The organism is Devosia nitrariae, from assembly GCF_030160115.1.
Lineage (GTDB): Bacteria > Pseudomonadota > Alphaproteobacteria > Rhizobiales > Devosiaceae > Devosia > Devosia nitrariae.
In genome coordinates, this window is record NZ_BSNS01000002.1 from 1 (window position 1) to 22,009 (window position 22,009).

The following is a 22,009-nucleotide window of genomic DNA, read 5'->3' on the forward strand; positions in this document are numbered from 1 at the left end:
TAATTTTGTCCCATTGCAGGCAACACCTTAGCAGGTGTTGCACTTGCCGCGTGAACTCAGGCAGGCCATGAACGCGATACCAATCAACTATTGGGCGGTTCTGGTCGCCGCCATCATCCGCATGGCGGTCGGCTTCGCCTGGTACTCGCCGCCGCTGCTGTTGAAGCCCTGGCAGGCGCTGACGGGCGTGACGCCCGAGACCATGCGCGCCGGGCTGGGCAAGGCCATGGTTGTCGACGTCATCGCCTCGCTGATCATGGCCTTCGCACTCGCCAACATCATCGGCGCCTCGGGCATTACCGATTGGCTCGACGGCGCCCTCGCCGGCTTCTGGGTCTGGCTCGGCTTCATCGCCACGGTTCTCGTTTCCCTCTGGGGTTACGAGAACCGCTCGCTGCAATTGACCGCCATCAACCTCGGCAACAACCTCATCGCGCTCATCCTCATGGGGGCGCTGCTGGCGGTGTGGCGCTGACTCGGCCACTCACTGGCCGGCCAGATGCTTCTTGAGCGTCAGATGGTCGATCTTGGATCGATGGCGACGATCGAGTGGAATTCGGGCGAGGGGCACCACCATATCGACACCAAACGCCGAAGCCGCTTCCTGCCAGGCGGGCAAACAGGCTGCATCACCCTCCACCGCCAAGACCGACCGCCCCTCGAGTGCTACCAGAGCGGACCGCCTCACACCCGGCCAGAAGCGTGATGGAGCTTCCACCTCGAAGGGATAGAGCCCGGCGCAGTGTCCGGAGATCCGGCCGCGCAGCCACAGCATGCCATCCGCATCGAGCCGACCGGCATCGCCGGTGCGGTGCCAGATGACGCCATCGATGTTGCGCTTGTTGTCGGCGTCGCCCTCGCCTCCGAGATAGCCTTTGTTGACGTGGTCGCCGCTGACCAGGATCTCGTCATCGAACAGCTTCAGGCCTATGGAGGCAACGGGGCGACCCGCCAGCAGCCCCGCTCCGGTTTTCATGGCGGTCCACTGGGCAGCCGATATTGCGCTGGCCGGCTGCCAGGCGATCGGCTCGGCCTCGGTCGACCCATAGACGGAAACGACGTCCGCCCCCGGGGGCATGGCACTCCCAAGCCGTTCGATCAGATCGGGAAACACCGGGCCGCCGCCGGTGAACAGCGTCTGCAACGGCAGGGCACCGGCTCCGGCCAGGACCTCCCCGATCGACGGCGGCACGAGTGCGCGGGTGACCTTCTGACCGACCATCAGCCGCAGCATATCGGCGTCTCGGGCTTGGTCCGGCCGGCGCAGGCGCCAGTTCGGCAGCACCGAGGTGGTGCCGCGCTTAAGGTTGGCGATGACGAAGACCGGGAAGGCGACGAGGTCCACCTCGTCCTGGCGCTGCGGCGCGATGAGTGGATCGAGCGCCGCGTCCTGGGCAGCGAGGAACCCGTGGGTGCGCACGATCGCCTTGGGCTTGCCGGTCGAGCCGCTGGTGAAGGAGATCAGTGCCGGATGGTCCGCTTCCACACTCGTCAGTAGGTCGCCGACCATGCCGTCGTCCAACCCCAGATGCAGTCCGATCCTCCAGAGCTCGGGAACCGCGAGGCGTACCAGGCCGTAGGCACCCGATGTCAGCAATGCGCGCGGCTGCGTCATGCGCACGGCGTGGCGCAGACCCGCAAACCCCAATGCCGGTTCGGGAAAGACGATAGAGGCGCCCAGCCGCCACAGCCCGGCAATCGCGGCGTAAAGATCGATGCCGACCGGCATCGCCACCAGCACGCGATCCCCTGGGCGCAGCCCGGCCCGATGCCAGCCCTGCGCCAGCGCTCCCGACCGCCGTGCGAGTTGGGAAAAGCTGATCGTTTCACCAGGACCTGCCACGATTGCAGTCCGCTCGCCGTGCCGCTCAGCGGTGTCGAGGAAGGAGGCGATGAGGTTCATCGCCTAGAGCCTGCGTCCCATCAGGGCGTAGCGCCGGAAGATGCGCGCGTTGTGGCGGGCGCTGCGCTCGCTGGATATGTTGGTTTCGTGCATGAGGGCGTGGATCACCTCCTCATAGCCCATGTCCAAGGCGCGCCGATGATACTGATCGGCCAGCACATGCCCGACACCGCGCAGCCCGCTCGCATAGGTTTTGAGCACGGCGGCGGGCTTTTCGCCACCTAGCCGATCGGGAAAGCCGAAGAGGAAGCCGACGAGATCGCCCGACCCGTTATGCGCAAAAAGGATATGGCGCGGGTCGAGCATCGGCAGGATAGGACGATAGAGATCGAGAAACGCCTCGAGCCCGATCGGTTTGAAGAAATGGTTGCCCGCGAAGGCCTGTCCCGACACGGCAAAGAGGCGTGCGATCAGCTGTTCGGCGCCGGTGCCGTCCCAGGCCGTTACCGACACGCCTTCCATGCGCACCGGCTCGGCCCCGATTGTGTCGACGAGCCGGGCACGCGCGGAGAGGTAATTCGATATCGGCTCGAACCCCACGGCAACCAACGCGGCGTGATCATATCGGCCGCTGCGCGGCTCCATGGCGAAGGGGAGCGAGCCGTCGGACTGGGTGATAGTGCGATAGCTGTGCCAGGTGTCACCGTCCATCGGGCCGATGAGACCGCCGAAGCCCTCGTCCTTCACCTTGCGGATGGTCTGGCTCAGCAGGTCGACGGCGGCATCGGGATCCTCGAATTCCAGGCCTCCAACCGCGGCGCAGGCCAGCCCGCCCCAGGCGGGTGCGTCGCGATGGAGGCGCAGGGCAGCGCCGGGGCGTGCCACGGTTTCCGGTTCGGTCATGGCAGCAGAACTCCCTTGAGGCACAGAAACAGCGGCCCGATCATCGCCAGGCCGAAGAGAGACAGGCTTCGCCGCTGGTCGAACCAGGAAGGACGCAAAAGCGGCAGGACCATAGCGACGATCAGCGCTACGCCGACTTCCGTCGCCGTCGGCATGAACCACTGCGAATAAGGCAGATTGACCTCGGCAATCCAAAGCGCCGCGGCGCTTGCTGCTATCGCCGCCGGCACGATGGCGGGGCGCCAATACCCCTTGAGCGCCACGGCCAGGAACCCCAGCAGGGCGCCGGCAAAGGTGAGGTTGAAGGGGCTGATCACCGACCGGGACATCGCGTCACCGACGAACATCCAGAACAGCGATACTATGGCCGCAACGAACAGCAGGTCGAAATCTGGCCGTTTGCTCTTTGAGGGGCGTGACGCCTGTGCGGCCAGGTGCGCGGCGATGGTCAACGCCGGCAGGATGACATTGTGCAGCGAAACGATCGAGATGATCAGAAAGAGCAAAATGGCATAGGCGCGCGCCGCCTGCAGCGGGATACGCAGCATCGGGGCAAGCCCCAGCACGGCGCCGAGAAAGAGGACAAACACCGCCGCACTCGCCGCCAGGTCCGCCGGACTGCTGTCCAGGTGTTGAGCGAGCAGCAGAAAAGCGCCAATGGGCACGAACAGATTATCGAGGCCCCGCCAGGAATCGACCTCGACCAGGGCGCAGAAGGCTGCCACCAGCATCGAGATCAGCACCAGGTTGAGCGGCGGTGCGTTCGACATCAGCACCAGAACGATGAGGCTGGTGAGCCAGGTGACGACGAAGAAGACGACGACGCCTTCGACGCTTTTGGCCCCGCCCTCCACCGCAAAGCGCTGACGCGCATAGACGGTGCCGACCAGCGCTGCGGCGGTGTCGGAAAGGGTGATGACCAGAATGGGGAGGACATAGAGGACCGGCTGCTCCCCCGCCCGCAGGAAGGTGATGGCGATGGCGAGCGCCAGGTAGATCTCGCCATGGGAGTGGCGCTCGACCCCGTGCAGCGCCGATCCCACCGGACCCAGGAGACCGCGGCGGATGGCGAACATCAACGGGATGGCGATCGCCAGCAGCACCAGCACCGGCAGCGGGTTGGAGAACAGCAGCGGAAAGGTCAGCGCCAGGCAGCCGGTCGCCACGTGGACGAGCTTGCGGCTGACCTCGGGATCCCAGCTGAACCGCCGCCCGAGGATCCGCACCAGCAGCATCAAGGCGGGGATGGCAACGAGAATGGCCGCGATCAGCAAGCCGTCGGCGATCGTCAGGCTCACCGCACCCGCTCCACGACGAAGTCGGAATAGAAGAAGGCCTTGTCGTGCGCCTTGCCCGCCGCCTCGACGGCCTCGAGCCGTTCGACCCGGCCGGCCCATTGGCGTGGCGCGCGCCGCGGCACCATCATGTTCCAGTAGACCAGCCGCGCGCCGGGTTTCGCCGCTTCAAGGATCGCGCCATAGACGGACGCGAACACGTCCTCGTCCATATATTCGAAGATGTCGGAGAGGTTGAAACCGTCAGCCTTCTCGCCGGTGGCAACGAACGCCTCCAGCGCGCCGCAGCGCAGCTCGAGCCGGTCGACGCGGTCGCGGATGGTGTCGAAATGTTCCGCCCGCCACGCCAGCGGCAACGCCGTCCCGTGGTCGCCCTTCAATATCCAGTGCAGATAGGGGTTGTCCGCGGGGTCGAGGTCCACCCCGGCATGGCGCAGCCGGCGGGCGACGTGGTCGGCGAGGGACCCTTCGACATGATCGAAGAAGGCCGGATCGCGTCCCAACCACCCCATGACGGCATTGGAAAAGAACAGCGTCAGCGCCAGCCGCCAGCGCCAGTTGTTCCAGCGCCGATCGAAGAACGCCTCGCGTTCGGATTTCGGCTTGGAGCGGAACACCTCGTCGATCGCGGCGCGGCTCTGCGCCAAAGGCAGGATATAGGTGCGAAAGAGCCGGAAATAGTTCTCGAACTTGCCGACGCCACCCAACCCTTGGGCGATGACGTCATCGCGCCGCGCCGACCAGAAAGCTTGGTCGGATGTGTCGAGCCCGGCTGCAACCTCGCTCAGGAGCTCGCCACGGCGCGTAGAGCGACGCGACCCCATCAATTCCAGAAAACCGGGGTGGTCGAGCCGTTTGTAGGCGGCGATGCGGATGGACAGGCATGCGATCTGGGCCGGCGACAGATCGATCGCCACGACCCGCGCCGGATCGAGCAGCAGCATGGCCAGTGCATTGTCGCCGGCCGAGGCGATCGAGACCAGGGTGGCGCCCGGCGAGTTCGCCAGGGCCTCCACCAGCACATCGGCATCTTCCCACAGCTGGGCATAGCGGATGTCGTCGAACCGAGCACGGCCGGCTATATCGGCACCAGTCATGGCAGTTTCCGCACCTGACCGGTGGCGCCGTCCACCTCGATGGTCTCGCCGTCCTCGATCCAGTCCATTGCCCCCTTGAGGCCGACGACGCAGGGAATGCCCAGCTCCCGCGCGACGATGGCCGAATGCGACAGCAGGCTGCCGCGTTCGACGACGATGGCCGCGGCATTGCTGAAAATGGCGATCCAACCGGGATCGGTATGACGCGCCACCAGGATCTCCCCGCGCTGCAGACCCTCTGCCCGTGGATCGCGCACCACCCGCGCCACCGCGGTGATCCTGCCGGCACTGCACCCCGTACCACGCCGCTCGCGGGCCGTATCGTGCTCGCGCGGTCCCGCCGGCACCAGCGAGCGCAAACCGGCAACTGCGCCACCGCGCACCAGCAGGCGCTCGCCGGGATCGGGACGCGCCTCCGCTGCCGCTGCCTCCTGCTTACGCAACCGCACGATGGCCGCCAGGTCCTGGTCGACTGCAAAGCCTTCAATGGCGCCCAGCACTTCTGCGATGGTGAGGAAAAAGACGTCGTCCTCGGCCTCGATCAGGCCCTCAGCGTAGAACTGCCTGCCAGCGGCCCGCAGCAGATGCCGTGCCCGCCCGAAGATGCGGGTGCGTTCGAACCGCAGATTCTCTCGGTCACGCACCCGGCGCTTCGCCCAGCCCAACGCCAGGCCGGCAACGGCACGGCGCACGGGCCTGCCCGCAAAGAGCTGGGCCAGCGTAACGTGTTGCGCCGAAGGCCCCGACTTTTCCGCCGGCGCTTCGGCCGCCGCCGCGATAGCGCGATAAAGCGGCGACGGATCGCGGTCGAGGGTTACGCTTTCGAGCTTGAGCTCCTCGGTACAGCGCTCGGAGAATTTGGCAAGATAGTCGTCAACAGCCTCTCCCAGGACCGGCATGGTCTCGAGCCGGTCGCCGCGCCCGTCCGCAAGGGCCACGCGCAGCTCCGCATCGGCCGCGGCGAGCCGCCCCATGGACTGGATGCGGCGAGCCGGCTCGGCCGAGATCATGTCGCCCTGCCCAATCATGATCTCATTGTGGAGGTCGAGCCCGGCAGGACCTGCCCAGCGCTCGAGCAGTTTGCGCGAGGCGCCGAAGGCGATCATGCAGAGAAAGTCGTTGACGAGCGGCGCATCCCACCGGTCGAGGAGGTCCGCCTCGATCCGTCGGTAACGTGCGACAAGAGCGGATGCGGGCAGGCTATCATAGCTCGCCGCCGGCTCCGACAAGGCATCATTGAGCCGCCGGTAAAAATCCTTGATGGTCGCATTGAGGCGCAACGCCGCCCAGCCGAGGCGCAGCCCGACAGCGGCGACGCGCAGCCCCTCGCTAAGGCGCGCCAGGGCTCCGGCCGGTGGTGGCGCCATGGCGGCGACGAACTCGGCCGGCAGGGGCTCGTTGACCCCCATCATCGTTTCCATATAACCGCGATTGGCGGAAAAGCCCGGCAGCAGCGCCAAAGCACGGTACCAGTTGCCGAGATTGTAGTAGACCCTGCCGTCGATGCGCGAGAGCATGTTGTCGAACACGGCCGCGTTCTCGCGCACCACGTCCTCGCGGACCCCGACAAGCCGCACGAAGGCGCGATAGACCCGCGCATAGGCGTATTGGGCGAAACTATAGGTCAGCGGCGAGACGAGTCCGGGATAGCTTTCGACGATATTGGAATTGTCGAAGACCAATAGGGTGTCGTCGTTGACCGGCGGCACGCGCAGCCTCGTGGTGATGGGCCGGGCCTGCAGCAGAAGCAGGCGCTCGCCCTCGAACGCCCATTCAAAATCCTGCGGACCACCCAGCGCGGTCTCGAGTTTCTGGCTGAGGTCAGAAAGAGCCTGCAGGTCGTTCCGGGTCAGCACCGCATCTTCCGGCATGGCGGCGACGGCGCCCGTAGCCTTGTCCATGTCATAAGTCTGGCCGTCCTCCTCGCCACCGACGAGCCGGTCCCCGAGGCCCTCAATAGCCGAAACGACGATCCGGTCGGTCCGGCCGCTGACCGGATCGGCGGTGAATGCCACACCAGCGCAGCGGGCATCGACCATCTGCTGGACCAGCACCGCCGGCAGGCCGCCATCGCTAGCGAGCCCTTGCGCAGCCCGATATCCGGCGACATTGTCTGCAAGTCCGCTGGCGAGCACGCGGGCCGCCGCCTGCGGGACATCGCCGGCTATAACCTCCAGCACCGACAGGAATTGACCGGCATGGGAATGGCTCTTGCCATCCTCCTCGCGCGCCGAAGAACGGACGGCATAGGGTCCGGGGCCCAGTTGCGGCAGTTTGCCGATCAAGGCGGCAGCCTGCTCATCGGCAAGCTTGCGATCTGCGAAGGCGTCAGGCGTCACCACCAGGAAGGCGGGAACATCGAAACCCATCTCCACCAGATCCATCAACACCGCAGCCTTGCCGCCAACGACCTGCGCAGTCCGGGCGGGGCTCATGTCATGAAACCGCTCGGTCATGGTGCAATTACCTGTGGCAGGAAGGGCGCGAAGCCGGCGAGCACATAGCAGGCCAGAACCCAGACGCCGGCAAGGGTGTCGATGCGGCGCTGCACCGCTTGCGTGGGTTTGCGCATGAAAGTTCGCACGGTTGTGGCAATGGCGGCGAGGACAACGGCGCTCCCCCCGCCCACGATCAAGGGCGATCCGACCATGGCGCCGACCGCGAGGAGAAGCAGCCAGGCGACCACGCATGTCGCCAGCCAAAGCCGGGCTGCTCGGTCATGTCCAAGTAGCGCGGAATAGGTCTCGACCCCAGGCCGCTCACTTTCTGGCGCCCACGTCTTGCGCCCAATCTCCAGCACGCAGCCGTTGATGAGGCTCAGCGCCAGGAACGCCCACATGCCGGCCGGCGGCAACAGGCTGTGGGGCACCCACTCAGCTCCGGTCAGGTAGAGATCGATCAGCGCCATGATCGCCATGTGCGACACGAGGTAAACGAAGGGCCGCGCCTTGAGCCACGCGGGCATGAAGAACTCGGCCGTCATCAATCCCAGCCACACCCAGACCAGCGCCAGCGGCACCAGCAGCGCCGGAGTGATGGTCAAGGTGAGCGCAATGGCCGGCACCACCGCCAAAGCGGCAATCGAGAGGATCAGCCGCAGGCTGACCAGGCCCGAGGGAATCGGTCGCTCCGGCCGGTAGGCCCGATCATCCTCGAGGTCCTTGTATTCGTCGCAGGCACGCAACTGAAAAAAGAAGATCACGGCGACCAGCCAGGCCGCCGCGAAGATGCTGAGGTGCGGCAGCGGCCTCTCGGCAAGATGCGCCGAGACACTGATGCTCGAGGCCGAGAAGGCCGCGAGCAGCAGCGCCGTCCTGCCCAGCGGAAAACGCTCGGCCTGGTAGAGCCAGAGGCGCTGCCAGAGGCTCGCCGAGGCCTGCGGATGGGTCGCTGCCACCGGCATCACCGCAGCCGCGCCAGTTTGGCATGGGCACGGGTGAAATGGCCCGCGGCGATGGCGGCGATGATGGAGATCTCACCGCAAAGGCAGAGCGCCCCGACCACTTCGGCGAGCGCTGCAGCCTTGCCCGCGCCCTTGAGCCCCATCAGCCCCAGCGCCGCCGACTGGCTCGGCAAGCCGGTGCCGCCGCCGACCGATCCCACCACGATGTTGGGCATGGTGACCGAGAAGAATATCGACCCGTCGCGCCGCTCCGCCCGGGTGAAGCCGACCGCCGACTCTGCGACGCACGCCGCATCCTGGCCCGTGGCGATATAGAGTGCCGCCAGGCCATTGGCATAATGGGCCTGCGTCCCCAGCTGACCGCTGAGGGTGGAACCGAGCGCTGCCACCCGCCCATAGGCCAGCATCGCCTCGGGCTCGACATGCAGGCATTTGCGGATCAGGCCGTCCGGCAGCTCGATGCTTGCGGTCACCTTGCGGCCCCGGCCCATGTGCAGGCCAAGATAGGATGCCTTCTTGTCGCCCGAGAAATTGCCTTCAATGAACCAGTGGCGCGGCTTGACCGGTCCGTGTTCGATGATATGGGCGCACAACGCCTGCGTCGCGACGGTCACCATGTTCTGGCCTGCCGCATCGCCCGTGCTGTAGCGGCAGATGAGGAACACCGTGTCGCTATCCATGAATGGTTCGATGGTAACGAGCTTGCCATGCCGCGTCGTCGCCTCGGCCACGGTTCTCAGCGTTTCGGCATTGCCGGCGACCCAGTCGATGAAACGACCCGCCTGCACCATATCGGCAAAGACGAAGGCGGGCGTGCGCAGCACCCCCTCCCCGATCATCGCCGAGGTAACGCCGCCGGCCTGAGCGGTCACTTCCATGCCGCGTCCGTAGGATGCCACCAGGGCCGCCTCGGTGGTGGCGAGCGGGACGTAATAATCCCCGACGGCGTTGAGGCCATTGATGCGCAGCGGCCCGACGACGCCCACCGGAAGTTTCACCGTACCGATGAAGTTCTCGATGTTGCGCCCATAGGTTTCGGCCAGCGCCAGACTTTCAGTGTCGGCGATGGCATCTTCATCCTCGGCGCGCGCCGAGCTCTGGGCCCGCAACTGCGTCCACAGGGCCCGGGCCGTTTCGGCGCTCGCCTTCTGGCGCGGCCGGATGCGCGCCGGCAATTGGCGTTCGGCCGACGCCGCCAGCTGTGCGGAAAAATCGGTGTGTTCGGAACGGCTGCGCAACCGCTCCAGCATGCGCAGCACAGTCCCCGGGATGAGATTGGCCAGCTATTCCTCCCCGCGTACGCGACGCATTCCCGTCTTGCTCAATCATGTGTCGGAAACTCAGCGATCGCGCACAGTAACCACTGGAATGATTTAGAAAATACTCACCCGCCTGCGTTTGCGGGATGCATGTCTTCGGCGTTGACGCCTGCCCAATGCGTGGCGAGGGCAGCACTGAATTCTTCGGGCATGTCGAAATTGGAGCAATGGCCGCCGAACGGCAGGTCGACGCGCCGGAAATTCGCCCTGCCGGCAAACTTGCCGATGTCGGCCTTGAGGCCGAGGTTGACCGCATGGTCGCGCCCGCCCCACAGCACCAGCAGCGGCCGGTTGAAAGCCAGGGCATTGGCAACGAAATCATAGTTGCGCACATTGGCGGCAATGGCGGCGCCGGCCTCGACGTTGAATTGCGCGATGGCCGCCGCTATGGCCCGACGGCCCGCAGGGTTGCCGGTCGTAGTCAGCGCAGTGATCCATCCGGTTACGCCTGCGCCCGGCAGGAAGGTGAGACGCAGCACCTGCGACACCCGGGCCGGCAGGTTCATGGAAAAGCAGGTTCCAAACAGCGTCAGGGTTCGGATGCGGTCACGATGGGCCGTCCCCAGCAGGTACAGCGCCAGGATGCCCCCCAACGAATTGCCCACCCAGTGGACCTCCCGCGCACCGGCATGATCCAGCACTTCGATCATGTCGGCCGCCATGACCGCCGGAGCGAAATCGGCTTTCTGGATCGATCCCTGCGGCACGCCCGAAGCGCCGTGACCGCGCAGGTCCGGCACCAGCACCCGGTACCCCTGGCGGGCAAAACGCAATGCCTCTGCTTCGAACTGCGCCCCGGAAGAGGCCAGCCCATGAACCAGAAACACATCGGCGCGCGCCGCGCTGGAAGGCAGATATTCCCGGTAGACCAGCGGCACGCTTCCGGCGCCGGTCACCTGATGAAGATGGATGGCGACAGCACCCTCGGCGTCGAGCATGACCACTCCCAGTTCGATCCCTACCCCTCTTACCGATAGTTACGAGAGGCCGGACGGACAAGGGGAGCCGATCAGAAACCCGTCCACTTGCATGGCAGAGCATCATCAGTTAAGTTTATGCTTAACCGACCGGCGGGAGGACGGTCGGACCCTCAGACAGGGACAATCCAAAGTGAGAAAACTGATTTACTCGGCCTGGATCACTCTCGATGGCTATGTCGATGGGCCGGAGGGCGAGATGGACTGGATCCGGGGCGACGACCACATGAGCCAATACGAGATCGGCCTCGTCAGCGATGCCAATACGTTGATGCTCGGGCGGCAGACCTATCTCGATTTCGCCGGATACTGGCCGGCGACGGCAAGGAACCCCGATGCGCCGGCGTGGGAGCAAGCCTACGGCCAGAAGGTCGATGAGCTGCACAAGGTCGTGGTGTCGCGGACGCTCAAGGACACCATCTGGAAGGACGCGTCGATCCTTGCGGAGCTCTCTACCCATGCGGTTGCAGATCTCAAGGCAGGTACGGGCAAGAACATCGTGATGTACGGTAGCGTCGGGGTGCTCCAGCAATTGGCGAAGATGGGACTGGTCGACGAGTACCACCTTCTTGTCCATCCGGTGCTCGTCGGAGGCGGGCGGCGGCTGTTCGAGCGCATCGATGAGCGGGTGGACCTCGAGCGCGTGGAGGTCACCCCCTTCCCAAGCGGCGCCACACTCATGGTCTACCGGCCAAATTGATAGGGCGAAACTGCTCGCGCTCGGTCTTATACTCGCGCAGTTCAGTCACCAGACGATCGCGAACGAGATAAAGACTTGCTCCGAGAAACCCGCCGGTCTTTCCCTCGTATACGCATTCAAAGTCCCATTCGCAGAATACCGCCGAGCGTTTTTCGTCGACATAGCAACGCCCCAGCTCCCACCGTGTCACGCGTCCGAATGCGGGCGATCCGTGCCATCCCCGGAACCAGGCAGAGCATTCTGCATGCCCTCGATAAGTCGGGCCATAGCTCTCAACGATCAGGACATCGGGTGAAAGGAGACTGAGGAAGCGCGTCTCGTCCTGGTCCAGCCAGGATTGCATATAGGAGGCGACAATTTCGGTATGCATGGCGTGCCCACGGTTTTGCGGGGTTGAGCTAAGATCCGAGATACTGCCAAAGCCGTAAGGTGTGAAGCAACGCCCGGCGCATGGCACCGGGCGTTGCCGAAAGCGATCATTCGCCGCCGAACTCGGCCTTGAAGGTCTCGAGGTCGATCTGCAGGCCGTTGATCACGGCGCTCCAGTGGCGGACATAGCCGGCCAGCGCCACGGCTTCGGCGACCTCCGCATCGGAGGCTCCGCGATCCTTGGCCATCTTGGTCTCGAGCCAGATGCAGTAGCGGCACGGGATCTGCGCGGCCACAGCCAGGTTGATCAGCGAGCGCGTCTTGGGTTCGAGCGCGGCGTCCTCGCCGACGTCGAGCCCCTTGGTCATGGCCCAGGCGCCTGCGACCGCCGATGGGGGATAGGCCTTGAAGTGGCGCGGCACGATGCCGATCGCCGCCTCGATTTCCTGGTAGGTCTCTTCGGCCGTCGGCAACTCCTGCGCGACGGTGAAGGGCGCGGCGAACGCGGTCATAACGGTGATCGCCACGATTGCGATAGTCTTCTTCATGAGTCTTTCCTGTTTCAGTCTTGCGTTCGAAGGGGCAAAGCTTCTCCGTCCCCGCGCGCCCCTTCACGCGGCGGAGCCGGTAAATCGCCCGGTGAATCAGTAGAGCTTCCGTTCTGACTCGGTCAGAACGGCAAAAGCTCCAGCGGGCGATGTCTCGTTGTGGATGGAAAGCTTGTCGTCAGCCGCCCAGGCCTACGGGAGGTGCAGCGCCGTTGCTGCCGGCGGGGGCGCGGACCGCGACGCGGTCCTGTTGCGTCCCCGCCGTGATCTTCTGTCTCAAAGGCGCGCCTCGAGGATCAGGTTGAACGGCGTTTCGAACGCGCGGCGGAAGCGGGTGAAGCCTGCCTTGCGGAAAACCTCCGCCAGCCGCGCCTCGCCGGCCTGGGCGCCGAGCACCAGGTGACCGCCGTCGGCGATCGAATGGGCAACGCAGATGGTCGTCGATGCGGCATAGTAGAGCCGCGCCACGGCCGAGACGTTGTCTTCGACCCGGTCGTTGGCGAAGGGCTCGACCAGCATCACCGCGCCGTCGGGCGCCAGCGCCTGGGCGGCATGCTCGGCCGCCGCGACCGGATCTCCCATGTCGTGCAGCGCATCGAAGAAGCAGATGAGGTCGTACCCCGTGCCGGGATAGGTGTCGGCCCGCGCTTCCGAAAAACTCGCCCGATCCGCGACGCCCGCTTCACCCGCGACTTTGCGCGCCTCGACCAACGACGCCTGGTGATTGTCGAAGCCGCGGAACTGCGAGGCCGGAAAGGCGTCGGCCATCAAAACCGTCGAGTGGCCGTGGCCGCAGCCGATATCGGCAACGAGGCCCCCGGCGTTGAGCTTGTCGACGACGCCGTCGAGTGCCGGCAGCCATTGCGAGACGAGACTCGCCTTGTAAGCATTGCGGTAGAACGAGGCCACCCCACAGGAGAGCCGTCCGTCATGGTCGCCCCAAGCGATGCCCTTGCCGGTGCGGAAGGCCTCGACGGCCTTGTCCTCGTCGGCCCACATCGAGGCGGGAACCGCCCATGCCGTGGGAAAGAATGCGGGGCTGTCCTCATCGGCCAGCACCATCGCCTGCTCGCGGGTCAGCTCATAGGTGTTGCTGTCCGGATGGAAAGCGACGTATCCGCCCGCCACCTGCGAGTTGAGCCATTCGCGCACATAGCGCTCGGCGCAGCGGGCGCGGTCGGCGACCTGAAGGGCGGTCAGCGGTCCGGCACCGGCCATGGCCTTGTATAGCCCGAGCCGGTTGCCCAGGCTGATCATGATGCCGCCATAGCCGGCCGAAAGATCGCCGAAGGCACGAGCGACCAGCGCATCGAGCTTGGCCGCATCGAAGGCGGCGTGGTCGTGGGTGTGTCCATCGTGGTGGATGTGGTTCATGGTTGCTCCTATCGAGACCGCTCAGAAGAGCTGAGCCTCGCCTTGCGTGTTGAGGGTTGTGGCAGTTGGTCGGGCCTGGATCGGGCGCCGCAGGCGCCCTGTTGCCGGCCGATCGGCTGCGGGGGCGTAAGGATGCGCCTTGAGCCGCGGTTCGAGTCTCGTCATAGTCATCCGTCCATTCCATTCGTAGTCGTGCCGTCGGCACATGGAGGCGTGGGAATAGACGGGGCGCAGTCCGCGCGAGAGAGGCACAATGGCCGGAACCGTGCGAGATGAGCCAACTGGAGCTTTTCGGCAAAAAGCGGATGCCACTTTTGCGGTTAGAAGACGCGACCACTCAGCAACTGGAATGGGATCCGAGAAGGTAGGACCGGTTTCGCGAAGCATCCCGCGACAACAAAGGTGAGAAGCGTGCGATTTGATTCAATCAGAATCGCATCGCGTTCTAGGGAGGACGGATAGCCCGTGCCAAAGCGCGTCAGCATCGTGGTCTTTCGCGAATGCGACCCTTCGATCGTCTACGGCGTCTTCGATACGCTTTGGGCGGCGGGGACGTTTTATAAGAACCCGCCAGGCGAGCCGCCGGCGGAGCCGCTGTTCGAACCGCGTATCGTTGCGGCCGAGCCCGGGCCGCTCGAGCTCATTACCGGCGTCAGCATCGTTCCGCAGGATTCGATCGACGATATCGGGCATACAGACATCGTCTTCGTGCCCAATGTGATCGTCCTGACGTCGGAGGAACTGCACGCCCTCGATCGCCGTCTCATCGACTGGATCGCCAGGATGCACCGCCAGGGCGCCCTGATCTGCTCGGCCTGCGGCGGTTCTTTGGTGCTGGCCGCCGCTGGGCTCCTTTCCGGGCGTGAGACCACGACGCATTGGAGCCACGTCCCGGTCTTTCGACGCGAGTTCCCCGATGTGCGCCTGCACGAGGACCGCATCCTGGTGCAGACCGGCGACGGCCACCGGATTATCGCCTGCGGCGGTGCCTCCTCCTGGCAGGACCTCGCTCTCCTGCTCGTTGCCCGCTATGGCAGCGGCGAGGAAGCCATCCGCATGTCTCGGTTCTTCCTCTACCAGTGGCACCGCGACGGGCAGCTGCCCTATGCCTCCATGGCCGTCAACGTCGTCCATGGCGATGCCGTCATCCTCAAGTGCCAGAGCTGGCTTGGCGACAATTATGCGCACGCCGATGTCATCGCCGAGGTGGCGCGCGTGTCGGGCCTGCCCAAGCGCACCTTCGACCGCCGGTTCCGGGCAGCAACCGGCTATTCGCCGCTCGCCTATGTGCAGGCGCTGCGCATCGAGGAGGCCAAGCAAATGCTCGAGACCGACGCCGCCCCGGTCGATGCGATCGGCCGCGAGGTCGGCTACGAGGACGCCGCCTCGTTCCGGCGCCTGTTCCGACGCCTGACGGGCCTCGCCCCCGGCGACTACCGCCGCCGCTTCCGCATCCCCGAGTTCGTGCGCGTAGCCGCGGCCGCTCCGCCGGCGCTGTGAGCGCATCTGCAGGCGGGTGCCTGGGCCCATGCCGAGCAAGATTTCTTGCATGATTGAAGTATGTTGCAAATTAACTTGCATTGAGGTAGTTCTGCCGCCGGAGGGCAGACATGACATCCGTAGTCGACCGATTTCGCGAAGTCGCCGAGCAACTGACGCCGGCAGAGCATCAGCTCATCAAGCAGATACTCGCCAGCCCGCGCGACGTGGCGCTGGGGACGGCCAGCGACCTGGCCCAAAGCATTGGCGTGCATGAAGCCACGGCGTCACGGCTCGCCAAGAAACTCGGCTATCCCAACTACGCCGGCTTTCGTGCCGCCATCCAGGAAGACTTCATCGTGCGCACGGACCCGGCGGCGCGCGTGCGCAATACCCTGCGGCAGGGGACGGAAGCGGGGCCGCTCTCCGATCTCATCCAGCAGGAGGTCGAGGCGCTGGCTCGGCTCGACCAATATGTTGACGACCAGTCCCTGCTGACGGCCGCCCAGACGCTGGTGGCCGCGCGGCGCGTCTTCATCTTCGCGCGCGGCAATGCGCAGGCGCTCGCCGTGCTGATGGAGCGCCGCCTGCGCCGCATGGGACGGGCGGTCACGCAGCTCGGCGGCGACGGGCGAGATATTGCCGAACAGGGGCTGGGGCTGGGTAGCGGCGATGCCCTGCTCGGCTTCGCCTTCCGGCGCCAACCAACCCATTATGCGCCGCTGTTCGAGCATGCGCGCAAGGCCGGCGCGACAACGCTGGTGATCTCCGGCACCGTCGGACCTTCGTTGCGCCCGGCAGCCGACCATCTGCTGTTTGCGCCGCGCGCCGGCGGGCAGGATGCGTTTCAGACACTGACCGTTCCGATGGCCATATGCAACGCGCTCGTGCTGGCCATGGCCAAGATCGACCCACGCGTGTCGCTCGAAAATCTGGAGAAGCTCGGACAGCTGATCGAAGCCTTCGAGTAGCCGGCTCTGCCTTTGCCGTGCCGCTTACAAGCACTCTCGAAGCCTGCAAGTTTTCATGCACGAATCACAAACCCATGAAAAGAAACGTGCAAGGGGCGCATGGGGCGCTCCAGTCGAAGAGGAGGAAGAACCTATGACCATCCGCAGATATTTCGTCGCCGCGCTTCTGGCCGGCATCGCCCTGCCGGCGTTCGCCCAGCAGGACGCGGCGCTCGACGCCATGACGGCAGAAGAACTGTTGCCCCGCGCCAGGCAAGAAGGGACGGTGACCGTCTACGCCTTCACCAGCCGCATCGCGCGGGTGGAGACGGCCTTCGAGGAGGCGTATCCCGGCATCGACATGATCGCCTATGACATGTCCTCTACCGAGCAGATCACCCGCATCAAGGCCGAGGCCTCGGCCGGCATCGCCAATGTGGATGTGGTTTATATCTCGGACGCGCCGGTGGTTTATACCGAGCTGCTCGGCCCCGGCCTCGTCCTGCCCTATGTGCCGCCGCGCGTGGTGCCGCTGCTCGACGACAGCGAGAAGTTTCCGCTCCTCGCACAGCGCCTTTCGACCAAAGTGCTGATGTATAACGAGGAAGCTCATCCCAACGGCTCGCCCGTCACCAATCTCTGGCAGTTGACCACGCCCGACTGGACCGGGCGCGTCATCATGGTCGATCCGCTGCAGCGCGGCGACTATCTCGACCTCATGACCGAGTTCGTACTGCAGGCCGACGCCATGGCCGCCGCCCACGAAGCACAGTTCGGCGAGCCCGTAACGCTGGACGAGGGCATCGCCAATGCCGGCGAGCAGTTCATCGTCGACCTTTTCGCCAACGACCTGATCCTGGTCTCGTCCACCGACGACGTGAACGCGGCCATCGGCGTCGTCGGCCAGGACAACCCGCCCATCGGCTTCACTTCCTATTCGGACCGTCGCGACAACGAGGACGAGGGCTGGGCGCTGCAGGTGGCCAATACCGTCGAGCCGTCCAACGGCATCATCTTCCCGGCGGTGCTTGCCGTTGCGGCCAATGCTCCGCATCCGGCGGCGGCGCGGCTCGCCATCGACTTCCTGATGGGCGATGACAGCGACACCGGTGGCCCGGGCTTTGCCCCCTTCTACGTTGCGGGTGACTACGCCACCCGCAGCGACGTCGTCAGCCATCCCGATGCGGTGCCGCTCGACGAGTTCATCGCCTGGCCGATCGATCCGGCAGCGACTGCTCAGATCCGGCAGGAAGTCGGCGACCTCGTGCTGTCGCTGCAATAAACGTACTCTCCAGGTCCCCGGTGCGCCGGGGACCGCTTCCGGAGCCGATCATGACCACCACTACCCTCGCGCGCGGGCTGCGTCTCGACGGCGTCACCGTGCTCAAGCTCAGTGTGCTCGCCCTCGTCGGCGTACTGATCGCGGCGCCGCTCCTGCGCATCGTGCTCGACACGCTCGCGCCCGATGCCATCATTGCCTGGAGCGAGGTGACCACCGGCCGCCTCTCGCGTAACCTGCTCTGGCTACCCCTCATCAATACCCTGATCCTCGGCGTCGTCGTTGCTTGCGGCTGCGTGCTGATCGGCGGCTTCCTCGCCTGGCTGGTGGTGATGACCGACGTGCCCTGGCGCCGCACCATCGGGCTGATGGCGACCCTGCCCTTCATGATCCCGAGCTTTGCGACGGCCCTGGCCTGGGGATCGCTCTTTCGCAATTCGCGCGTCGGCGGGCAATCCGGCTTCCTCGAAGGCCTCGGATTGGCCATCCCCGACTGGCTCTCCTGGGGCATGGTGCCGACGCTGATCGTGCTGATCGCGCATTATTACTCATTGGCCTTCACCGTCATCGCGGCGGCCCTCGCGACCGTCAACTCGGATCTCGTGGAAGCCGCCGAGATCGCCGGGGCCAAGCGTAGCCGTATCCTCTTCGGTATTGTTTTGCCGGTGGCCCTGCCTGCCGTGGTCGCGGGCGCATCGCTGACATTTGCCGGTGCCGTTTCCAATTTCGCTGCGCCCGCGCTTCTGGGCCTGCCGGTGCGCATGCAGACGATGGCGACGCGCCTCTTCGGCCTCATTGAAGTCGGCCAGACGGCGCGCGGCTATGTCATCGCCATTCTCCTCATCGTCATCTCGGCCCTGTTCCTGTGGGCCGGCAACGCCGTCGTCTCCGGCCGCCGGTCCTACGCCACGATCACCGGCAAGGGTGGCCGCGCCAAGCGCTTCCAACTCGGCGCCGCTCGCGGACCCCTGTTTGTCGTTGCGGCCCTCATCTGCCTGCTGACGACCGTGGTGCCGGTCGTCATCCTCATCGCCTCTTCCCTGGCCCCGTCGTCCTCGGCACTCCTTTCCAACTGGACGCTGCACTATTGGATCGGCGCGTCCGACCCCTCTATCGCCCAGGGCCAGCCCGGCATCTTTTCCAACCCGTTCATCCTCTCGGGGACCAGCATGACGCTGGCGCTCGGAGCAACGGTTGCCATCACCACGACGGTTGCCGGGCTGCTCGTGGCGTTCGTCCTCGCCCGCTATGGGCGCGGGCCGCTGGCCGGCGCCATCAACCAGTTGAGCTTCCTGCCGCTGCTGGTGCCCGGCATAGCCTTCGGCGCCGCCTATATCGCCCTCTTCGGTGCGCCCATCGGCCCCTTCCCGGCGCTTTACGGCACCTTCCCGCTGCTGGTGCTGGCGGGCACGGCCTATCTCATGCCCTTCGCGGTGCAGACCGGCCGCGCCGTCATCCAGCAGGTGTCGGGGGACCTCGATGAAAGCGCCCGCATGACCGGCGCGAGTTTCCCGCGGCGCCTCGCCGCCATCACCGTGCCGCTGGCTAGCCGGGGCCTCGCGGCCGGCGCCCTCATCGTCTTCGTCAAGATCATGCGTGACCTCTCGCTGGTGGTGCTGCTCTTTACCCCGACGACGCCGCTGCTGTCGGTGCTGGCCTATCGCTATGCCTCGGAAGGCTTCGGGCAGTTCGCCAACGCCATCACCGTCGTCATCCTCGTCATCTCCATCGTTGCGACCCTGCTGGCCAATCGTCTGCAGACCAAGTCGCAACCCTGGCTCAAATCCTGAGAACCGTCATGATCCGCCTCGAAAACCTCGGCAAATCCTTCGGCAAATTCGATGCCGTCAGGGAGGTCAGCCTCGAAGTGCCCAAAGGCGCCTTCCTCGTGCTGGTCGGCCCTTCCGGCTGCGGCAAATCCACCATGCTGCGCATGCTCGCCGGGCTCGAAACGCCAACCTCCGGCAGGATCGTCTTTGGCAAAGACACGGTATCGGACGGCGAGAAGGGCTGGACCATCGATCCCGCCCGCCGCAATGTCGGGCTGGTGTTCCAGTCCTATGCGCTCTGGCCGCACATGACCGTGGCCGGCAATGTGGACTGGCCGCTGAAGGTTGCCGGTCTCGGCAAACCCGAGCGTCGGCAGCGCACCGACGAGGTGTTGCGCCTGCTCGCGATCGACGGCCTTGCGGGCCGCTATCCCAACGAGATTTCCGGTGGCCAGCAACAGCGCGTCGCCATCGCCCGCATGATCGCGCCGCGTCCCGGCATCCTCCTCTTCGACGAGCCGCTATCCAATCTCGATGCCAAGCTGCGCGTCGAGATGCGCACCGAACTATTGCGGGTGCACCGTGCCACCGGCGCGACGTCCGTCTATGTGACCCACGACCAGGTGGAGGCCATGACGATGGCCAGCCATGTGGCGGTGCTCAATGGCGGTCGCGTAGAGCAGTTCGACCCGCCAGCCGGGCTGGTCGCCGACCCGCATACGGCCTTCGTTGCCACCTTTGTCGGCACGCCTCCGGCCAATCTGGTGCCGGTGTCGGCTCTGCCCCCGATGCTGGCGCAAGACCTGCCGGCCGACGCCAGCGCCATGTATCGTCCCGAGGATCTCAGCGTCTCGACAGGAGCCGGCGCCACCAGTCTTGCGTTCGATTTCGCCGAGGCAAGCCCGGTGGCGGGACGGGTGATGATCACCGGCACGCGCGAGGACAGACGCCTCACCGCCGTCGTGGACGGGGCGCCGGCCTTTGCGGTGGGTGATACCGCCCATTTCGTGCTGCCGCCAAAGCCTGCGGCGATCTTTGCCGCCAACGGGGAGCGCCTGTCGTGAAACGTCTGCTTCTCGTTCGTCATGGGGAATCCGAATGGAATGCGCTGCGCCGCCTGCAAGGACAGGCCGATATCGACCTGTCGCCTGCCGGGGAAGCGCAGGCCGAGGCTCTGGCCGGAACCGTGCGTCGGCTGGCGCCAGACCGCGTCCTGACCTCGGACCTGCTGCGCGCGCGGCGCACGGCCGCCCTCCTCGGCTATCGAGATGCGGTAGCTGAGAGTGGGCTGCGCGAAGTCCATGTGGGTGACTGGACCGGCCGCGCCATCGTCGACATCGTTGCCGAGGAGCCGCTGGCCTATCGCGGATGGCGCGCCGGAGAACAGGCGCCGCCCGGCGGCGAACTCTGGGCCGATTTCGTTGCGCGCACGGCCGGCGTCGTCGCTCCGGCCATGGAAGCGGCCGACCGGCTGCTGGTGGTCTGTCACGGCGGCGTCATCCGCGCCCTGCTGCAGTCGTTGCTGGGGCTCGAGCCCCGGCGCATCATTCCGGTCGGACCGGGCAGCCTCTCGATCCTCGCCCGCAAATCCGGCGAAACGGCCTTCCGCCTCGAGCTCTTCAACTACGCCCCCGGCGGCCCTATCCTCGACGCCCCGGATTAGAGCGTTTTCGGCAAAAGTGGACGCCACCTTTGCTGAAGACGTGACAATTCAAGGCTTTGGAGCTCCCGTTCCGATTCAATCGGAGCGGGAAGAGCTCTGGCGTTTCGGGCGCTCAGCGCGCCCCGGCCAGATATCGCGCCAGGGCGGCGCTGCGGTCGGTCTGCAAAACCGTGATGCCGGCCGCGATCAGCGTGCCCCACACCGTGCCGGGTTCACTGAGGGCCCGGCTGTCGGAATAGTCAAGGGAGTGGACGATATCGAGCGTATTGGTCCACAGCCGCACGCCGCGCTCGACAAGGACCGAACGCGCAGCAATCACGTCCTCAAGGTTCGAAAAATCGATCTCGAGCATGACGGGCTTCAAGTCGTCGATGACGCGCGCTGCGTCCTCGGCAAATCGGCCGGGCCGGGCCGGCATGATCGGCATGAATGGGATCCTGCCGTACCAGGGCGCCTCGCGGAACACGTCATTGTTCCCGTCGACATCGATCGGGCCCTTGAGAACCACCTGGTCGGCCATGCCGAGCGACAGGACGGTTTCGGCGACGCGATCGAGGTCGCGCACGAATTTGGTGTCGACATTGACAAGGATCTGCCCGCGCGCCGCTTCCAGCGCCTCGGGCAGGGTCGGCACGCCAAGCCCGGTCAACGCCGCCCCGTCTCCGCCGGGCCCGGCGCGCAGGTTGAGGGTGCGGATATCGGCAAAGCTCATTTCAGCGACCGGCCCGGCTCCGTTCGTTGTCCGGTCGAGCGTCTCGTCGTGGATGACGACAAGGTCGCCGTCGGCGCAGGGTTGCACATCGAACTCGACCATATGGGCACCGGCCGCCCGTGCCGCCTCGATCGCAGCGATAGAGTTCTCCGGCATTTCGGCCCATTCGCCACGATGGGCAACGATGAGCGGCCCGGCCTGGGCCCGGACCGAAACGCTGTTGACGGACAATCCTGGGGTTTGAAGCATGTGTGGTTTCCACTGTGAGGACGCCCCTGCCGCGGGCGTAATTGCGCCGGACGATGAAGGCCATGAGTCGTATCGAAGAG

The 22,009-nt window shown here is 65.6% G+C and carries 21 protein-coding genes; 8 read left to right on the forward strand and 13 right to left on the reverse strand.

Annotation, left to right across the window (positions count from 1 at the left end; genetic code table 11):
• Positions 1-67 precede the first annotated feature (67 nt).
• Positions 68-475 carry a DUF1761 domain-containing protein gene (locus tag QQK18_RS00640; protein ID WP_284338341.1) on the forward strand — a complete coding sequence of 136 codons (408 nt, stop codon included), beginning with the start codon at positions 68-70 and terminating at the stop codon, positions 473-475.
• Positions 476-484: 9 nt separating this feature from the next.
• Here QQK18_RS00640 and QQK18_RS00645 read toward each other — a convergent pair whose 3' ends face one another.
• The 8 genes from QQK18_RS00645 to QQK18_RS00680 all read right to left on the reverse strand — a co-directional run bounded on the left by QQK18_RS00645 (position 485) and on the right by QQK18_RS00680 (position 10,798).
• The gene (locus tag QQK18_RS00645) at positions 485-1,903 is read right to left on the reverse strand and encodes an AMP-binding protein (RefSeq protein ID WP_284338342.1); all 1,419 of its coding nucleotides are present in this window, start codon (positions 1,901-1,903) and stop codon (positions 485-487) included.
• Between the two features lie 3 nt (positions 1,904-1,906).
• A complete protein-coding gene (locus QQK18_RS00650; RefSeq protein ID WP_284338343.1) occupies positions 1,907-2,746 on the reverse strand; it encodes a hypothetical protein in 840 nt (279 codons plus the stop codon).
• The gene (locus QQK18_RS00655) at positions 2,743-4,044 is read right to left on the reverse strand and encodes a diacylglycerol/polyprenol kinase family protein (protein WP_284338344.1); all 1,302 of its coding nucleotides are present in this window, start codon (positions 4,042-4,044) and stop codon (positions 2,743-2,745) included. The genes QQK18_RS00650 and QQK18_RS00655 overlap by 4 nt, the downstream gene beginning before the upstream one ends.
• A complete protein-coding gene (locus QQK18_RS00660; RefSeq protein WP_284338345.1) occupies positions 4,041-5,138 on the reverse strand; it encodes a BtaA family protein in 1,098 nt (365 codons plus the stop codon). Before QQK18_RS00660 ends, QQK18_RS00655 begins: the two co-directional genes overlap by 4 nt.
• Positions 5,135-7,594, reverse strand: a complete 2,460-nt coding sequence (locus tag QQK18_RS00665; protein WP_284338346.1) for a PEP/pyruvate-binding domain-containing protein — start codon at positions 7,592-7,594, stop codon at positions 5,135-5,137. The genes QQK18_RS00660 and QQK18_RS00665 overlap by 4 nt, the downstream gene beginning before the upstream one ends.
• A complete protein-coding gene (locus QQK18_RS00670; protein ID WP_284338347.1) occupies positions 7,591-8,535 on the reverse strand; it encodes a UbiA family prenyltransferase in 945 nt (314 codons plus the stop codon). Before QQK18_RS00670 ends, QQK18_RS00665 begins: the two co-directional genes overlap by 4 nt.
• 5 nt (positions 8,536-8,540) lie before the next feature.
• A complete protein-coding gene (locus QQK18_RS00675; protein ID WP_284338348.1) occupies positions 8,541-9,791 on the reverse strand; it encodes a hypothetical protein in 1,251 nt (416 codons plus the stop codon).
• Between the two features lie 134 nt (positions 9,792-9,925).
• Entirely contained in the window at positions 9,926-10,798 is an 873-nt protein-coding gene (locus tag QQK18_RS00680) for an alpha/beta fold hydrolase (RefSeq protein ID WP_284338349.1), read from the reverse strand.
• Positions 10,799-10,970: 172 nt separating this feature from the next.
• On the opposite strand from QQK18_RS00680, the gene QQK18_RS00685 reads away from it, so the two are divergent.
• On the forward strand, positions 10,971-11,537 hold the full coding sequence (locus QQK18_RS00685; protein ID WP_284338350.1) for a dihydrofolate reductase family protein: 567 nt from the start codon (positions 10,971-10,973) through the stop codon (positions 11,535-11,537).
• Here the strand turns inward: QQK18_RS00685 and QQK18_RS00690 are convergent.
• From QQK18_RS00690 to QQK18_RS00705, 4 genes are all read right to left on the reverse strand, one after another.
• Positions 11,515-11,907, reverse strand: a complete 393-nt coding sequence (locus QQK18_RS00690) for a nuclear transport factor 2 family protein (protein ID WP_284338351.1) — start codon at positions 11,905-11,907, stop codon at positions 11,515-11,517. The genes QQK18_RS00685 and QQK18_RS00690 overlap by 23 nt on opposite strands.
• Positions 11,908-12,013: 106 nt before the next feature.
• Positions 12,014-12,454 carry a carboxymuconolactone decarboxylase family protein gene (locus QQK18_RS00695; RefSeq protein WP_284338352.1) on the reverse strand — a complete coding sequence of 147 codons (441 nt, stop codon included), beginning with the start codon at positions 12,452-12,454 and terminating at the stop codon, positions 12,014-12,016.
• A 276-nt stretch (positions 12,455-12,730) separates the two neighbouring features.
• The gene (locus tag QQK18_RS00700; RefSeq protein ID WP_284338353.1) at positions 12,731-13,828 is read right to left on the reverse strand and encodes a class I SAM-dependent methyltransferase; all 1,098 of its coding nucleotides are present in this window, start codon (positions 13,826-13,828) and stop codon (positions 12,731-12,733) included.
• Positions 13,829-13,849: 21 nt separating this feature from the next.
• Positions 13,850-13,993: a hypothetical protein gene (locus tag QQK18_RS00705; RefSeq protein ID WP_284338354.1), complete on the reverse strand. Its 144-nt coding sequence runs from the start codon at positions 13,991-13,993 to the stop codon at positions 13,850-13,852.
• A 300-nt stretch (positions 13,994-14,293) separates the two neighbouring features.
• Here QQK18_RS00705 and QQK18_RS00710 point away from each other — a divergent pair, with 300 nt between their 5' ends.
• The 6 genes from QQK18_RS00710 to QQK18_RS00735 all read left to right on the forward strand — a co-directional run bounded on the left by QQK18_RS00710 (position 14,294) and on the right by QQK18_RS00735 (position 20,968).
• The gene (locus QQK18_RS00710; RefSeq protein WP_284338355.1) at positions 14,294-15,328 is read left to right on the forward strand and encodes a GlxA family transcriptional regulator; all 1,035 of its coding nucleotides are present in this window, start codon (positions 14,294-14,296) and stop codon (positions 15,326-15,328) included.
• A gap of 110 nt (positions 15,329-15,438) precedes the next feature.
• Positions 15,439-16,278 (forward strand): MurR/RpiR family transcriptional regulator, encoded by an 840-nt coding sequence (locus tag QQK18_RS00715; protein ID WP_284338356.1) that lies wholly within the window; start codon positions 15,439-15,441, stop codon positions 16,276-16,278.
• Positions 16,279-16,411: 133 nt separating this feature from the next.
• Entirely contained in the window at positions 16,412-17,539 is a 1,128-nt protein-coding gene (locus tag QQK18_RS00720) for an ABC transporter substrate-binding protein (RefSeq protein WP_284338357.1), read from the forward strand.
• A gap of 50 nt (positions 17,540-17,589) precedes the next feature.
• Positions 17,590-19,326 carry an ABC transporter permease gene (locus QQK18_RS00725; RefSeq protein ID WP_284338358.1) on the forward strand — a complete coding sequence of 579 codons (1,737 nt, stop codon included), beginning with the start codon at positions 17,590-17,592 and terminating at the stop codon, positions 19,324-19,326.
• 8 nt (positions 19,327-19,334) lie between these two features.
• A complete protein-coding gene (locus QQK18_RS00730; protein ID WP_284338359.1) occupies positions 19,335-20,369 on the forward strand; it encodes an ABC transporter ATP-binding protein in 1,035 nt (344 codons plus the stop codon).
• Complete coding sequence (locus QQK18_RS00735; protein WP_284338360.1) at positions 20,366-20,968, forward strand: histidine phosphatase family protein; 603 nt, start codon at positions 20,366-20,368, stop codon at positions 20,966-20,968. Before QQK18_RS00730 ends, QQK18_RS00735 begins: the two co-directional genes overlap by 4 nt.
• Positions 20,969-21,080: 112 nt before the next feature.
• On the opposite strand, the gene QQK18_RS00740 is transcribed toward QQK18_RS00735, so the two are convergent.
• Positions 21,081-21,929, reverse strand: a complete 849-nt coding sequence (locus QQK18_RS00740; protein ID WP_284338361.1) for a glycerophosphodiester phosphodiesterase family protein — start codon at positions 21,927-21,929, stop codon at positions 21,081-21,083.
• Between the last annotated feature and the right edge of the window lie 80 nt (positions 21,930-22,009).